Source organism: Streptomyces canus, from assembly GCF_030816965.1.
Classification (GTDB): domain Bacteria; phylum Actinomycetota; class Actinomycetes; order Streptomycetales; family Streptomycetaceae; genus Streptomyces; species Streptomyces canus_E.
In genome coordinates this window covers 846,931-862,128 of sequence record NZ_JAUSYQ010000002.1, presented here as the reverse complement: position 1 = coordinate 862,128, position 15,198 = coordinate 846,931, and the positions used below count along the sequence as shown (strand labels likewise).

Sequence of the window (15,198 nt, the reverse complement as noted above, 5' to 3'; positions counted from 1 at the left end):
GCGGGGTGTGGTCAGGAGGAGGCGGGCTCGGGTTCGCCGCGCGGGACGCCGATCTCGCTGCTTGCGGGTGCGGGTGCGGGCGCGGGTGCGGGTGCGGGCGCGGTCTCCGAGCCGTGGATCGCGGCCACCGCGCCGAGTCCGACCACGGTGCCGAGCAACTGGGCGGCGACGAACGGGGCGACGGAGGCGGGCGCGATCCCGGCGAAGGTGTCGGTCAAGGCCCGGCCGATGGTCACCGCGGGGTTCGCGAAGGAGGTGGAGGAGGTGAACCAGTAGGCGGCGCCGATGTAGGAGGCCACCGCGGCCGGAGCAAGCGCGGCGCGTCCGATCCGGCTGAGGCCGAAGACCAGCAGGATCAGCCCGGCAGTGGCGACGACCTCGCCCAGCCACAGGTGGCCGGCCCACCGGTCGTGGGTCGAGAACCTCACCAGCGGCTCGCCGAACATCGCGTCGGCCAGGACCGCTCCACCGATCGCACCCGCGGTCTGGGCGGTCGCGTAAGCGGCGACGTCCCGCAGCGTGAGACTGCCCGGGGCACGGCGGCCGGTGAACCAGGCGGCGAGGGTGACGGCGGGGTTGAAATGCGCGCCGGAGACCGGCCCGAGCAGGGCGATCAGGACGCCCAGTCCGAAGACAGTGGCGAGGGAGTTGGCGAGCAGCTGCACACCGACGTCGTGCGACAGGTCGACGGCCTGGATGCCGGAGCCGACCACCACCGTCACCAGCAGCCCGGTGCCGATCGCCTCGGCGGCGACGCGGCGGCCGAGCGGCGCGCTCACGCGCCGGCTCCGGCGGGCTGCGCAGTGGTCAGGAATGCGCCGAGCCTGTCCAGGACGCCGGGCAGCACCCAGTAGTAGACCCAGGTTCCGCGCCGCTCGCAGTCGATGAGCCCGGCCTGGCGCAGCAGCTTGAGGTGGTGGGAGATCGTGGGCTGGGACAGGTCGAAGGCCGGGGTCAGCTCGCACACACAGACCTCGCCGCCCTGTCCGCGTGAGGCGATCATCGACATCAGGCGCAGCCGGACCGGGTCGCCCAGGGCCTTGAAGACCTTCGCCAGCTCCGCCGCCTGGTCCTGCTCCAGCGGTTCGGCGGACAGGCCCGCGCAGCAGGCGGCGTCCTGGCCGATCACCTCAAGCTCTTGTTTCGACATGCATCTATGTTGACGTTTTTCGATTCAGGGCGCAAGCTTGCATCAATGAACGTCAATACAAGCAGGGGAGAGGCCATGAGTGAGCAGTCCATCGAGCTGCGTGAGACCGTCCGGCAGCGGTATGCGGCAGCGGCCGTGCAGGTGACCGAGGGCGGCGGTGCCTGTTGCGGGCCCGAGCCGGTCGAGGTCGACGAGAACTTCGGCTCGACCCTGTATGCCGCGGCCGAGCGCGACACGCTGCCTGCCGAAGCCGTCGCCGCCTCCCTCGGCTGCGGCAATCCGACCGCCGTGGCCGAACTGCGTGAGGGCGAGCGTGTCCTCGACCTCGGTTCCGGCGGCGGCATCGACGTCCTGCTCTCCGCCCGCCGCGTCGGGCCGACGGGCAAGGCGTACGGGCTGGACATGACCGAGGAGATGCTCGCCCTCGCTCTGGCCAACACGGCGAAGGCGGGCGTCACCAACGTGGAGTTCCTCAAGGGCACCATCGAGGAGATCCCGCTGCCCGCGAACACGATCGACGTCGTGATCTCGAACTGCGTGATCAACCTGTCGGTCGACAAGTCCGCCGTCTTCGCCGAGACCTTCCGCGTCCTCAAGCCCGGCGGCCGGATCGGAGTCTCCGACGTCGTCGCCGACGACGCCCTCACCGCGGAACAGCGGGCTGAACGCGGGGACTACGTCGGCTGCATCGCGGGAGCCCTGTCCTTCGCCGAGTACCGCGCCGGCCTGGCGGCCGCCGGCTTCACCGGCATCGAGATCGTCCCGACCCACCACGTCGCCGACGGCATGCACTCCGCCATCGTCCGCGCCACCAAGCCCGCCGCCGGCCCTGACACCGGCGCGACGCCCGCGACGGACGACTCCTGCTGCGGCGTCACGGCCTGCTGCACACCGTCCGAGCAGTCGACCGACCCGTCCGTCACCGTCAGCGAGGCCAAGAGCGCCGCCGGATGCGCCTGCCAGAACTGACACTCACCGGGCGGAGCAGGCCTGCACCACGTTCAGCGTCACACCGGAACCACTGCGCTGAGACCAGGGGCGTGGTGGGTTTCCGTTCGCGGCGATGAGTTCCGGCCGGCTCGGGAGTCTGTTCCGGAGACTGTCGTAGAGACGTACGGCCGGCCCAGAGACGTACGGCCGTCGCAGAGCCCCTACGACTGTCGCAAAGAGCCGCACGACTCTGCCCGGCACGAGACATCACGGAGGAACCATGACCACCCCGCCTGACGACCCGAGCACCGCGCTGACCGACCGCCCGCCCATCGTCGACCTGGCCACCTGGCAGAGCGCCCGTGACGAGCTTCTGGTCCGCGAGAAGGCCCACACCCGCGAGGGCGACGCCATCGCCGCGGCCCGCCGCCGGCTGCCGATGGTGGAGTTCGACGGGACGGTCGAGGTCGTCGGCCCCGACGGCCCGGTGCCGTTCCTGGACCTGTTCCAAGGGCGCGACGAGCTCGTGGTCTACAAGCACATGTGGTACGACGGCGCTCCGCACCAGGGGCAGTGCGAGGGCTGCACCACCACGGCCTGGCACCTGAAGGACGCCGTCTACCTCAACGCGCGCGGCGTCTCGTTCGCCATCGTGACCACGGGGCCGTGGGACGAGGTGGCCCCCTACGTCGAGTTCATGGGTTACACCCAGCCCTGGTACTCGGTGCGGGGCGTGGACGGGCCGGTCGGCGGGGACATGGGGTACCTCACCTGCTTCGTGCGCGACGGCGCTCGCACGTTCCTCACCTACTCCACGACGGGCCGTGGCAACGAGCGGGTCAGCGGGTCCCTCGGCCTGCTCGACATGACCCCCTACGGCCGCGGCGAGACATGGGAGGACAACCCCGAGGGCTGGCCCAAGGGGCGCGGTGCGTGCTGGACCTGGCGCTCCGACGCGGAGGGGAACCCCACCTGGGGCCCGACCGGCCGCCCCGTACCGCAGTGGACCCGCCCCGGCGCGACCCCCGTGCAGACCCTCGGCCGACGCGGTCACCACCACTGACAGGCCGCCGTCGACGGCGCCGGCGAAGTGCCCGGCGCCGGTCGGGCCCCTCGGAGGACGCACCTGTCGGCGGCCCCGGCAACCGCTGCCCCGCCTACAGCCCTCTCAGCCGGCAGGTGGACGCACCGAATCCCGGATCACGAGCTGCGTGCTCAGCACGACGTGGTCGTCGGAGGCGAACCCCACCTCCCGGTCCAGGGCGAGGCGTACGGCGGTGCGGCCCAGTTCCTCGTACGGGACCCGGACCGTGGTGAGGGCCGGGGTCAGGTCGGCGGCGAACGGGACGTCGTCGAAGCCGACCACGGAGACCTCGCTCGGGACACTGAGACCGGCCTCGCGCAGGGCGGCCAGCGCGCCGAGCGCGACCACGTCGGACCCGGCGAACACCGCCGTGAACCCGACGCCCGAGCTCAGCGCTGCCCGGGTGCGCAGGTAACCCGAGGCGCGGGTGTAGTCCCCGCTCGTGTCCAGCTCATCGGCGTGCGGCATGCCATGGGCACGCAGCGCGTCGCGGTAGCCGAGGCGGCGCTCCTCCGCGCTGCTGAAGCCCGGCGCACCGCCGAGGAAGAGGACACGCCGATGGCCGGCCGTCAGCAGGTGCGCGGTGGCCTGGAAGGCACCGCCGCGGTTGTCGTAGTCCACGACCGTCGCCGGCACGCCCGCGGGCAGCGGCGGCCTGCCGCACAGCACCAGCCGCGACCCCGCGGAGTCCAGCGCCTTGGCATAACCGGCCATACGACGGTGATAGGCGGCGTCCGTCACGGTGCCACCCACGAGCAGGACCGCCGCCGCGTGCTGTTCCCGCATCAGCTGGACCAGGTCGTCCTCGCGCTGGGTGTCGTCCTTGGTGGAGCAGACCAGGCTGAGGCGGCCCCGGCTGCCGGCCTCCTCCTCGACCCCCGCCGCCACGTGGGCGAGGGAGGGGCCGGTGATGTCACGCAGGACAAGGGCGACGGGCCCGGCGACCCGTCCGGACAGGGCCTTGGCGTGGACGTTCACGACGTAGTGGAGGGAGTCGACGGCGGCCATGACCCGTTCCCTGGTCTCCGCGGACACGGGGTAGTTGCCCGCCAACGTCCGGGAAACGGTTGCTACGGAAACACCGGCTTTCGCGGCGACGTCGCGGATCGTGCTGGGCCTGTCCGCCGGCCTTCTCTTCCGCTTCGCCTTCTTCGGCTCCTGGGCGCCGACTGGCCCCTCTTCCTGGTCCGTCACGGCTCCGACGTTACTGCACCGGCTCACGCTTGTGAGTTCCGTCGGCCGGAAAGCGCTCCGTCGGCAGCGGTAAGCGTTTACTACGGCTCGCTCTCACGTCCGCCGTCGACATCGGACCGCCCGGTCCGTATCAGGCACTTTTGACCAGATCCGCCCTGCGCACCGCGTGCGCGAGCGGCAGCCCCGCGCCGAGCAGCGCCAGTTCGTCCACGACCGTGCGCCCGAGCCGTTCCAGCTCGTTGCCGAGCGAGCCGGCGATGTGCGGGGTGAGGAAGACGTTCGGTAGCCCGTACAGCGGCGAGTCCGCGGGCAGCGGTTCCGGTTCCGTCACGTCGAGCACCGCGCTGATCCGCCCGCTGACCAACTCGTCCTGGAGCGCGCCGGGTTCGACGAGCGCGCCCCGCGAGGTGTTGACGAGAACTCCGCCGTCGGGGATCAGTGCGAGCCGCCGGGCGTCGAGGATGCGGTAGGTCTCGGGAGTGTCGGGTGCGTGCAGGCTCACGATGTCGGCGGTCCGCAGCAGCTCGTCCAGCGGCAGCGGTACGGCGCCCAGCGCGGCGGCTTCGGTCGCGTCGACGTAGGGGTCGTACAGCGAGACCGCGAAGTCGAAGGGCCGCAGCAGCTCCAGAACCCGGCGTCCGACCCGGGAGGCCCCGATGATCCCGACACGTCTGCCGACGTTGCCGACCGCAGCGTGGTCGCCCATCGCCGGGAAGACGTGCTCGGCGCGGAACCGCTCCCGCAGCCGGAAGGCGTCCTTCCCGGCCAGCAGGATCGAGGCGAGCGTGAACTCGGCGACCGGCAGGGCGTTGGCGTCCACCGCGCTGGAGACGGCGATGCCGCGCTCCCAGACCGCCTCGCCGACCCAGTCGCGCACGCTTCCGCCGGCGTGCAGCAGGGTCCGCAGCCGGGGTGCGGCTGTCAGCGCCTCCGTGCCGACGGGCGGACAGCCCCAGCCGGTGATCAGCACCTCCGCCTTTGCCAGGGCCCCCGCCACGTCGGGATCGCCGAAGTCCTGTACGACCAAGGCGGGATCGATGCCGGCGAGCGACCGGAGCCGGGCCATGAGTCGGGGCGGGAAGAGCTCGGGAAGGTGCACCGGGTTCATGGCGAACACGGCGCGGGGCAGCTGCGGCATGGGCTGGGATCTCCGGCTCAATGGACCTGGTTCAGTAAACGTATTCCAGCCTAGGGACAGTTCTGCCGACCGGTCAATGCTCGCCGTGGGGTGAGCGCCTCGCCGTCCTTCCGCTCCCCGAGATCGAGGCCTGAGGGGAAAACGCAGGTAGGTGGGCCTGATTGGCCACTTCGGAGAAAGCTGGACGAAACATATGAGTCCCTTCCCCTTGTCGAAAGCCGCTCGGAGGTCCTACCGTCCACCCAGCAAACGGTTACTGCATCCGTTTCTTTCCTCGCCGGCGCTGTTCCGCCCCCTCCCGGAGGACCGATGAGCACCACCATGCGTACGAGAGCCGTGGCCGGTGCGGCCGTCGCGCTCTCGCTGTCCCTCGTTCTGTCCGCCTGCGGAGGCGGGGACGACACCGACTCGACGGCCAAGACCACCCAGGGCGATGTGCGGTTGGAGCTCTGGAGCTGGACCGAGGGGATCCAGCAGCAGGTCGCGGTCTGGAACAAGGAACACCCCGAGACGCAGGTGAAGTACGTCAACGCGGCCGGCGACACCGTCTACCAGAAGCTGCGCGCCGCGATCACCTCGGGGAACGCGCCGTGTCTGTCGAAGATGGACGGGATGAACCTGGCGAACTTCGCCGCCGACGGACTGCTCACCGACATCACCAAGCCGGCCGCCCCGTACAAATCCCGCTACACCACGCCCGCTTGGAACGCCGTGAGTCCGGGCGGTGCCACCTACGGCATCCCCACCGGTTCCTCCCCGCTGTTCACCGCCTACCGGGCGGATCTCTTCGCGAAGTACGGCGTCCAGGCCCCGAAGACCTGGGACGACGTCATCGCCGCGGGCAAGGCCGTGCAGAAGAAGGACAAGGACGTCAAGATCTTCAACATGGCGGGCGAGGACCCCAGCACCCTCGTCGACCTGTCCTGGCAGGCCGGCGCGCAGTGGTACCGGATCGCCGGTGACCACTGGGAGATCGGCTTCACCTCGCCCGAGGCGCTCAAGGCGGCCGACGTCGTCCAGCAGTTGGTCGACAACGACCTCGCCTCCAACGCCTCCTACGCGGACCCCGGCGTCTTCAGGACCTGGGACCTCGGCAGGACCATCCTGATGACCACGTCCACCTGGCAGTTGCCGATCTATGACACCAACTTCCCCAAGTCCAAGGGCAAGTGGCAGCTCGCCGACGCGCCGGTCTTCGACTCCGCCAAGCCGCAGACGTCCAGCAACTTCGACGTCACCGCCGTGCTCAAGGGCTGCAAGTACCCGGACCGTGCCGCCCAGTTCGCGGCCTGGCTGTCCAGCAGCAAGCAGTCGCTGACCGCGCTCACCGACCCCGCGTCCAAGTCCGGGCTCTTCCCGGCGGTCAAGAACGTCTCGCCGTACGTCGACAAGATCATCCCGAAGGAGATGTTCAACGGGAAGTCGGACAGCGCACAGGTGATCACGACGGCCGCGTCCCGAGTGGGGGAGCAGTGGCAGTACGGGCCGGACTACGCGGCCATGTACTCCGAGATGCAGAAACAGTGGGGCAAGGTCATGAAGAAGCAGCTCACCGTCAAGGCGATGCTGACGGGTCTTCAGGACTGGGTGCTCGCCGACCTGAAGAACAAGGGCGTCAAGGCCGACGCCGCCGGCTGATCGGGAGACTGCCTTGTCCACCCTCACACGACCGCCGAAGGTCGCCGCCGACTCCCCGGTCCGACGGACCTCCCCCCGCCGGACCGGGAGCCGGGGAGCCTACAAGGGCCTGCTGTTCCTGCTCCCCTTCCTCCTCGGCTTCGTCCTCACCTACGTCCTGCCGATCGCCTACGCCTTCAGCCAGAGCCTGCACGAGAAGAAGAGCAGCGGCATCGGCTTCGGTCCCACGAAGATCGTCTACACCGGCTTCTCGAGCTTCGCGTCGATCCTCTCCGACGGCACCTTCTGGGCCGGTGTGCTGCGCACCCTGCTGTTCGGCGGCGCGCAGATCACGGTCATGCTGGGCATCTCCCTGCTGCTGGCCCTGCTCCTCGACGGCATCGCCGCCCGAGCGGTCCGCTTCTTCCGTGCCGGTCTGCTCATCCCGTACGTCATCCCGGGTGTCGTCTCGACGCTGATCTGGCTGTTCCTCTACAGCCCGACCGCCAGCCCCATCCTCGACATGGCCGACAGCGCAGGCCTGCACTTCGACTTCTTCGGCGGCCTCAACACGTATGTGTCGCTGGGCAATCTGCTCACCTGGCAGGGCATCGGCTTCAACATGATCCTGATCTCCGCCTCGCTCCAGGCGCTGCCGCGCGAACTGTACGAGGCCGCCCGTCTCGACGGCGCGAAGGAGTGGCGGATCGCCTGGTCGGTCAAGATCCCCAACATCACCGGGATCCTGGTGCTGACCGGCATGTTCTCCCTGATCGGGAGGCTCCAGCTGTTCACCGAGCCGCTGTTCCTGCGCTATGTGGCGCCGGAGTCCATCAGCACCGACTTCACCCCGATGCTGGAGATCTTCGACCGGGCGTTCAAGACCGGCGACTACCAGTACGCGGCGGCCGAGTCGCTCGTCCTCGCGGCGGTCACCGGCGTCCTCGCCTTCGTCTTCTACCGCGTCACGAACAGGAAGATGTCATGAGCAGCATCGCCACCGGGGGCGGTGCGCGCCCCACCCGCCGCGCGGTGGCCCTCACCACCGGCCTCCTGATCGTCTTCCTGCTCTACTCCCTGGCCCCCACCTGGTTCCTGCTGGTGTCGTCCACCAAGGACCAGACCGACCTGTACTCGACCTTCGGCCTGTGGTTCTCCTCCAACCATCTCGCGGACAACTTCCAGGCCGTCTGGGACTACCACGACGGGGTCTTCGGCCGCTGGATCCTGAACTCCGTCCTCTACTCCACGGTCGGTGCCGCGGGCTCCACCCTGATCTCGCTCGCCGCCGGATACGGCCTGTCGAAGTTCGGCTTCCGGGGCCGCGGTGCCCTGTTCGGGATGATCGTCGGTGCCTCACTGCTGCCCAGCACCCTGCTGGCGTTCCCGCTCTATCTCGTCTTCGCGGAGATCGGCCTGACCAACACCGTCTGGGCGGTGCTGATCCCGTACTTCATCAACCCCTTCGGCGTGTACCTCGGCAAGGTCTACGCCGACAGCTCGGTGCCCACGGAGCTGATGGAGGCGGCCCGCATCGACGGCGCGAACGAACTGCGCATCTTCGCGTCGATCGCGCTCAGACTGATGCGCACCGGCGGCATCACCATCTTCATGCTCGACTTCGTCAACATCTGGAACAACTTCTTCCTCCCCCTCTTCATGCTCAACGGCGAGCGTTCCTTCCCCGTGACCCTGGGCCTCTTCTCCTGGGTGCAGCAGGCGCAGACCTCCCGCGACATGAACACCCTCGTCCTCACCGGATCCCTGCTGTCGATCATCCCGCTCGCCGTGTTCATGTTCGCGCTCCAGAAGTACTGGCGCAGCGGAATCCTCATGGGCAGCCTCAAGTAAAGGAACGCCATGCCCAACTCACCAGGACGTCGTGAGGTGTTGAAGTACGCCGGTACGGCGGGTGCCGCCGTCGCCGTGCTCGGACTGCCGTCGGCCCCCGCGGCGGCCGCGCCGCCCGGGACACGCGAGCCCGCTCCCCTGGACGTCGTCGTCCTCGGCGACGCGGACTCCGAAACCGCGCACAGCCTCACCGCGACCCTCTCCGACACGGTCGCCGGCGGTCTCGGCCAGCCGGCACGGGTACTCAACCCCACGGCCCCGGCGTCCTATTGGGGTGGCACGCTCACGTTCGACGTCGCCGTCCGCCCGACCGGCACCACCTACGTCACGGTGCGGCTGTGGGGAGACGACCACGACGACACCTCCGACGAGGCGGCCTCCGGTACGAACATGTGGCGCCTCCAGCTCTTCTGCGAGGGCAAGCAGGTCGGCTACGAGGACCAGGGCGCCGTCGACAGCCTCGACATCCTCGACACCGCGCCGCGCACCCCGGGCCGCTTCTTCTTCCACACGCTGCCGCTGCCGGAGAGGATGACCGCCGGCAAGGACAAGGTGACGCTGGAGATCCGCGCGATGGGCCGCATCTGGTCCTACGGCCAGGACGCCTCGCAGCTCTACCGCACCATGACCACGCCCTCGCGCGGCATCTACCGCGTCTACACCCACACCGACCCCTGCTTCGTGCCGCCCAAGGGCGAGGTCCAGGGCACCGCGCCCGACCCGAAGACCCGCACCGGCGGTGAAGAGGTCCTGGACGCTATCAGAGCGCGGGTGCAGAAGGACCAGCGGGATCTCCTCACCACCGCCGACCCGGCCACCCTGGACGGCTGGGCGATGCAGTCGCTGGCCGAGGGCTACCTGTGGTCCGGCAGTCCGGCGCACCAGAACCCGGCCGCCCTGGACCGCGTCCTCCAGGCCATCGACGGCCGCTACCTGGCCTGGAAGTCAGACGCCACCGTCATGACCGGCTCCGACCAGCAGTGGCAGGGCTTCGGCCGGGTCGGCCTGGTGCTGGCCCTGCTGTGGGAGCACCTGGGGGACCGGCTCGACGCACAGGTCACCGGATCGCCGTACACGATCACCAACCCCGGCTTCGAGAACGGCGCCGGCACGCCCACCGCCTGGCAGATGCCCGGCTGGGCCGCCGCCGGTGGCGGCACCTGGGCCCGTGACACCACCGTCTCCCGCTCCGGTACGGCCTCGCTCAAGCTCCAGGTCGGCACCACGAACGGCTACAGCTACGTCAACTCCGGTGCCAGGGTGAAAATCGGCTCCGGCACCTACACCTACGGCGCCTGGATCAGGACCGACGGTGTCACCGGTCCCGGTGCCCACATCGACCCGCTGTTCTACGACGCGAACGGCAAGCTGGTCGGCAGCGACCACAAGGTGTACGCGAGCAAGGGCACCCACGACTGGGAGTACGTCAGGTTCGTCTTCGACACCCCGGTCGGCGCGACCCGGATGGAGATGCATCTGCGCCTGTCGGGTCCCGGCACCGCCTGGTTCGACGACGTCACCCTCGTCGCCCCCGCCGACACGACCACCCCCGTGCCGCCGGTGCGCAAGGACGCCTACGTCGACATGCTCAGGTCGAGCCGGGACTACTGGCGGCAGCACTTCCCGCACTACAGCAACCAGGCGCAGATCTGCGCGATCGGCCTCTACCAGACCAACCGCGGTCTGAAGCTCCTCGCCCCGGACCTGGCCCTGCCCGAGGACAGGGCCCGCGACTACCTGTACCAGTCCATCGGCATGGTCCCCTACCTCGGCCCGGAGGACGCCGACGGCAACCCGACCAAGCCGCTCGGCGACAGCTACTACCAGGTGACGAAGGCGGGTCTGACCCGCGAACTCGGTTACGTCGGCAGCTACGGCGAGGTCATCGACTGGCTGGTCATGATGTACGAGTCGGTCACGCGCGGACACCAGGGCCAGGAGGCGCCCGAACTGCGCGAGCAGATGGTCAGGATGACCAAGGCACGGGGCAGTTTCCGTGTCATCGACGTCGACAAGGACCACTGCCGGATCTCCCGTATCGAGACCGTCATCGGCTGGCGCAACGAGGTCTATCCGGGCGAGACCGCCTACGCCTCGCGCACCGCCTGGGACTCCAACCCCGTGATGTCGGCGGCCGTGTTCAAGGACCCCGACATCGTCGGCTGGACGCAGGAGATGGTCGCCGACGGCCAACTCCACCCGCAGCTCCACCTTCAGGCCACCCACCCCTGGACCCGTGTCGGCCTCAACGCCCTGCGGTTCCTCTCCCGCGACCTTCCCGAGTTTCAGTCCCTGCCCGCCCGGCCCGGCCGGATCCCCACCGCCTGGGGCCGGCCCGACTTCGTCCTCACCGACGAGGAGAACGGTTGCGTCGCGGTCAAGAACGGGGAGGAACTCCTCTTCGCCTCCCTCTATTTCCGCTCCCGCCAGGGCGTGAACAACTACGCCCGTATCCACCACGTCACCCCCGTCGACCAGCGTTCGGCGACCGTCCGGGAGCGCTCCGCGGGCACCACCGACCAGACCTTCACCGCCCGCGACTGGGTCCTGTGGGACTACGCCATCAACGACCCCGGCGCCTCCCACATCCCGCCCGGCGGCTTCCCGCCTCCCGGCGACACCCTCCACCAGGCCCTCGAAGGCGACGTCTACCACCTCGCCCCCGTCCCCGACGACGTCCCCGACCCCACCCTCGGCGTCCACTTCGACGGGGTCGAGACCATGCTCGTCGGCCGCGCTCCCTTCTATCTGTGCGAGTACGGCGACTACCTGATCGCCATGAACACCAGTACCGACAAGACGGTCACCCTGCCCGCACGCCCCGCCTTCGGCCCCGCACGGGACCTGGTCACCGGGAAGACCGTCGGCGCGGGACACCGGCCCAGGCTCGGGCCGCTCAGCACACTTGTCCTGCACCGGGGCTGACCACGCCCCGGGGCGGACCCATGTGCGACCTACCGGGAGGGAAGCGCCTGATGGGCGGACTCCGTCTGTTCCACACCGACCTCGGTCCGGCCGGAGCGCCGGCCCTGCTGCTGGTGCACGGCTGGGGCGGTGACGGCAGGGAGTGGTCCCCGCACGCGGAGACGCTGGCGGACCGGTTCCGTCTCGTCGTACCGGATCTGCGGGGGCACGGCCGCTCACCGGTGCCGGCGGACGACAACACTCCGGTGGCCATGGCCGACGATCTCGCGGGGCTCGTCGAATCCCTGGGCACCGGTCCGGTGGTCGCCGTCGGGCACTCCATGGGCGGACAGGTGGCCAACCTGCTGGCCGTACGGCATCCCGCCCTCGTCCGGTCGGTGATCGCCCTCGATCCCGCACATGGCGCGCACGGCGCCGAGGTGGACGGGATCCCGGCCCGGCTCGCCGCATACCGGGAACGAGGGGCCCGCGCGGCCGCCGAGTTCGTGGCCGGGGCGTTCGGCCCGGAGGCACCGCGGGGCCTGCGCACGGCCCACGTCCGCACCATGCTGGGCGCACCCGACCATGTCATCGCCCAGGCGTACGCCGGCATGTACACCGACCCCGGCGCGGTCGGCATCCGCCCGCACAGCGAGGCCCACCTCCGGCTGCGCACCCAGCCGGCGCTCACCGTGTGGACGTCGGAGGAAGCGGCCGCATGGGAACGCGGCACACTGCAGGTGCCCGGCTCCCGCGTGGAGCACTGGCCGGACTCCGGGCACTATCTGCACGAGGAGCACGTCGACCGCACGATCCGGCTGCTCCGTGACTGGGCGGACCGGGCGGACCGGGCGGCCGACGGCTGAGAGACCCGCACCGACGGTCAGTCGCCGAAGTGGGCCCTGGCGACCGCGCAGGTGTCCTCGTAGAGGTGGTAGCGGGTGATCCGGCCGTCCCGGACCGTGGTGTGCAGGAAGAAGGTCCGCGTGCCGTCCACCGGGGCGACTTCCGGTACCCACGGGTTCGGTGGACGGCGCGGCCGCCTCCGGTGCAGGGTCAGCTGGGCTTCAGGACGACCGCCTGGCCGCCCGCCGGAGCCATGGCCACGCTCAGTGTGCTCTGCGCGGTGACGGACCGGGTGCTGACCACGACCGGGGTCTGGTACGGGGCGGCCCCGGGGGTGCCGTCGGCGTACACGGTTGCCGTGTAGGTGCCGTCGCCCAGGAACGACAGCGGGATCGACAGGGCCCGGGAGGTCTCGTTGGTCATGGCCCCGAGGTACCAGGTGTCGCCGCTCCGACGGGCCACCGCCACGTACTCGCCGATCGAACCGGCCAGGGTCCGGCTCTCGTCCCAGGTCGTGGGGACGGCGTTGAACCAGGGCAGTCCCGGCCAGTTCGCCGGGTTGGCGTACTTGGACGGCTTGTCGTACCAGAAGAGGAAGTTGAGGGGTTGGTAGTACACCGCGGCCATGGCCATCTGGTGGGTGTTGGTCGTCTTGTCCCGTGACTGGCCGTAGCAGATGGTGTAGTCCATCGGGCCGCCGATGTTGCGGGCGAAGGGCAGCGTCACGTTGTGCGTGGCGGTCGGGAACTGCTCGTTGCCCCGGACGCCTTCCAGGCTGATCCAGTTGGGATAGGTGCGTTCGTAGCCGAACGGCCGGACGTCGTCGTGCATGTCGATCAGCAACTGGTACCTGGCCGCCGTCTTCGCCCAGTCGGTGATCTGGTCGGTCATCGTCCGCGTGCCGTCGTTGATGAAGCCGAGCTTGATGCCCGCGACGCCCCACCCCTTGTAGAGGGCGAAGAGAGAGCCCGCGTCGGTCAGTGCGAGCCGGTTGACGTAGAGGAAGACACCGATGCCCTTGCCCGTGGCGTACGAGATGACGGACGGGAGGTCGATGGCCGTTATCGGTTTGGTCGCGTCGGTGGTCGTGAACTCGGGGCCGTACCAGCCTGCGTCGTACTCGACGTACTCCAGGCCCCGGGCCACGGCGAAGTCGACACCTGCCAGGCCCGCGGCGGTGCTGAGCTCGCAGCGGAAGACCTTGCCCGGCTTGATCCACGAGGTGTCGGCCAGGGCGCCGGGCGGGGCCAGATTGAGGATCAGCTCGGCGTTGTCGACCAGTTCGGCATGGGTGGAACCGATTACTACCGCGCGCCACGGCGTGGCGAAGGGGGTCGTGACCGTGCTGGTCGGCTCGACCGGGCCGGTGCCGCGGGCGGTGTGTTCCATCAGGTAGGCGGACAGGGTGCCGGGCTGCCCGTCGGTCGAACTGAGCATCAGGCGCGGGAAGTCGAGCCGCGCCGACTCGCAGACGCAGGCGATGAGCCCGTCCGAGAGGGTGGCGGTGAGCGGCAGGTCGGTGAGGGGGCCGTTGTCCGTGGTGGAGGTGCCGGTGACCGGGATGGAGCCCGGTGCCACCGGGAGGTAGGCGTCCTCGTCGCGGGCGCTGTAGACGGTGGTGCCGTCGGGGAAGGCGAACGTGGTCAGTTCGCTCGCGATGGTGGCGGTGCCTTCGTCGAGCAGGAGGTAGCGCAGCGCGACACCGGTCCTGTAGGCACGGATCTGGACGCCGAAGCGGGCCCCTGTGGCGGTGTCCCGCAAATTCCACCGCTGCTCCTGATAGTGGTCGGTGACGGTGGCGTTGCGCCCGTACACCGGGTTCCAGGTGGTGCGGGCGGTCCCGTGCTGGTTGCGGGTCACCGTCACGTCGCCGCCGAGGACGGTCCCGTCGCTCAGTTCGAGGCCCAGGACGGACGTGTCGACGACCGTCCTGCCGTGGTGGTGGACGGACCACCGCAGCGCTCCGTCCACCACCGACATCGTGATGGCGTTGCCGCCCATGCGGGCGGTCGCGCAGTCCGACTGCCCTGAGACAGCCGCTCCTTCGGCCGCGTAGACCGGCTGCGCGAGGCCGCCCCCCGCCGCGGCCAGACCGACGGTGACGGCCGTGCCCTTGAGGACACCCCGACGCGACAGCGCCCCCGGGCTGCCGGCTCTGTTCCGCGCGGGCTCTTCCCGGTCCTGTGTGGTTCTCATGGTGGGCGCGGCCTCTCCGTCGAGTAAACGTTTTCTACTGGAGAACGTTGTACGTGGCCGAGGGAGCCGGGTCAAGACCTGCGGGAGGCCCAGGCGCCGTGGATCCGCCTGGGCCTCGGGGGCGCGTCGGCGTCGATGCGCCGCCCCCGCCGTGATGGCGTGCCGGAGGATGCGGGCGCCGCCGAGCAGGGTCAGGAACATGCCGGCGCGCCCGACCCGACATTGAAGGCGCGGCTCTATGACGCCGGGTCACCGGCCGCCGGTCACCGGTCAGGCTGACCCGGCCCA

The 15,198-nt window shown here is 69.9% G+C and carries 12 protein-coding genes; 7 read left to right on the top strand and 5 right to left on the bottom strand.

Annotation, left to right across the window (positions count from 1 at the left end; genetic code table 11):
• Positions 1-11: 11 nt before the first annotated feature.
• Positions 12-779, bottom strand: a complete 768-nt coding sequence (locus tag QF027_RS04970; protein ID WP_307072889.1) for an aquaporin — start codon at positions 777-779, stop codon at positions 12-14.
• A complete protein-coding gene (locus QF027_RS04965) occupies positions 776-1,150 on the bottom strand; it encodes an ArsR/SmtB family transcription factor (protein ID WP_306985644.1) in 375 nt (124 codons plus the stop codon). The genes QF027_RS04970 and QF027_RS04965 overlap by 4 nt, the downstream gene beginning before the upstream one ends.
• Positions 1,151-1,225: 75 nt before the next feature.
• On the opposite strand from QF027_RS04965, the gene arsM reads away from it, so the two are divergent.
• Both arsM and QF027_RS04955 read left to right on the top strand, forming a co-directional pair.
• Positions 1,226-2,119, top strand: a complete 894-nt coding sequence (gene arsM / locus QF027_RS04960; protein WP_306985646.1) for an arsenite methyltransferase — start codon at positions 1,226-1,228, stop codon at positions 2,117-2,119.
• 241 nt (positions 2,120-2,360) lie between these two features.
• On the top strand, positions 2,361-3,143 hold the full coding sequence (locus QF027_RS04955) for a DUF899 domain-containing protein (RefSeq protein ID WP_307072887.1): 783 nt from the start codon (positions 2,361-2,363) through the stop codon (positions 3,141-3,143).
• Between the two features lie 105 nt (positions 3,144-3,248).
• On the opposite strand, the gene QF027_RS04950 is transcribed toward QF027_RS04955, so the two are convergent.
• Together QF027_RS04950 and QF027_RS04945 are read right to left on the bottom strand one after the other, a co-directional pair.
• Complete coding sequence (locus QF027_RS04950; RefSeq protein WP_307082281.1) at positions 3,249-4,217, bottom strand: LacI family DNA-binding transcriptional regulator; 969 nt, start codon at positions 4,215-4,217, stop codon at positions 3,249-3,251.
• A 271-nt stretch (positions 4,218-4,488) separates the two neighbouring features.
• Complete coding sequence (locus QF027_RS04945) at positions 4,489-5,496, bottom strand: hydroxyacid dehydrogenase (RefSeq protein WP_307072885.1); 1,008 nt, start codon at positions 5,494-5,496, stop codon at positions 4,489-4,491.
• A gap of 309 nt (positions 5,497-5,805) precedes the next feature.
• Between QF027_RS04945 and QF027_RS04940 the strand changes: the two genes are divergently transcribed.
• The 5 genes from QF027_RS04940 to QF027_RS04920 are packed head-to-tail and all read left to right on the top strand — an operon-like array spanning position 5,806 to position 12,734.
• A complete protein-coding gene (locus QF027_RS04940) occupies positions 5,806-7,134 on the top strand; it encodes an ABC transporter substrate-binding protein (RefSeq protein WP_307072883.1) in 1,329 nt (442 codons plus the stop codon).
• A 13-nt stretch (positions 7,135-7,147) separates the two neighbouring features.
• Positions 7,148-8,101: a carbohydrate ABC transporter permease gene (locus QF027_RS04935; RefSeq protein WP_307072880.1), complete on the top strand. Its 954-nt coding sequence runs from the start codon at positions 7,148-7,150 to the stop codon at positions 8,099-8,101.
• On the top strand, positions 8,098-8,964 hold the full coding sequence (locus tag QF027_RS04930; RefSeq protein WP_306985656.1) for a carbohydrate ABC transporter permease: 867 nt from the start codon (positions 8,098-8,100) through the stop codon (positions 8,962-8,964). Before QF027_RS04935 ends, QF027_RS04930 begins: the two co-directional genes overlap by 4 nt.
• A gap of 9 nt (positions 8,965-8,973) precedes the next feature.
• Positions 8,974-11,889 (top strand): Tat pathway signal sequence domain protein, encoded by a 2,916-nt coding sequence (locus tag QF027_RS04925; protein WP_307072878.1) that lies wholly within the window; start codon positions 8,974-8,976, stop codon positions 11,887-11,889.
• A 50-nt stretch (positions 11,890-11,939) separates the two neighbouring features.
• Positions 11,940-12,734, top strand: a complete 795-nt coding sequence (locus QF027_RS04920; protein ID WP_307072876.1) for an alpha/beta fold hydrolase — start codon at positions 11,940-11,942, stop codon at positions 12,732-12,734.
• A 190-nt stretch (positions 12,735-12,924) separates the two neighbouring features.
• Here QF027_RS04920 and QF027_RS04915 read toward each other — a convergent pair whose 3' ends face one another.
• Positions 12,925-14,910, bottom strand: a complete 1,986-nt coding sequence (locus QF027_RS04915) for a glycoside hydrolase family 97 protein (RefSeq protein ID WP_306985663.1) — start codon at positions 14,908-14,910, stop codon at positions 12,925-12,927.
• Positions 14,911-15,198: the final 288 nt, after the last annotated feature.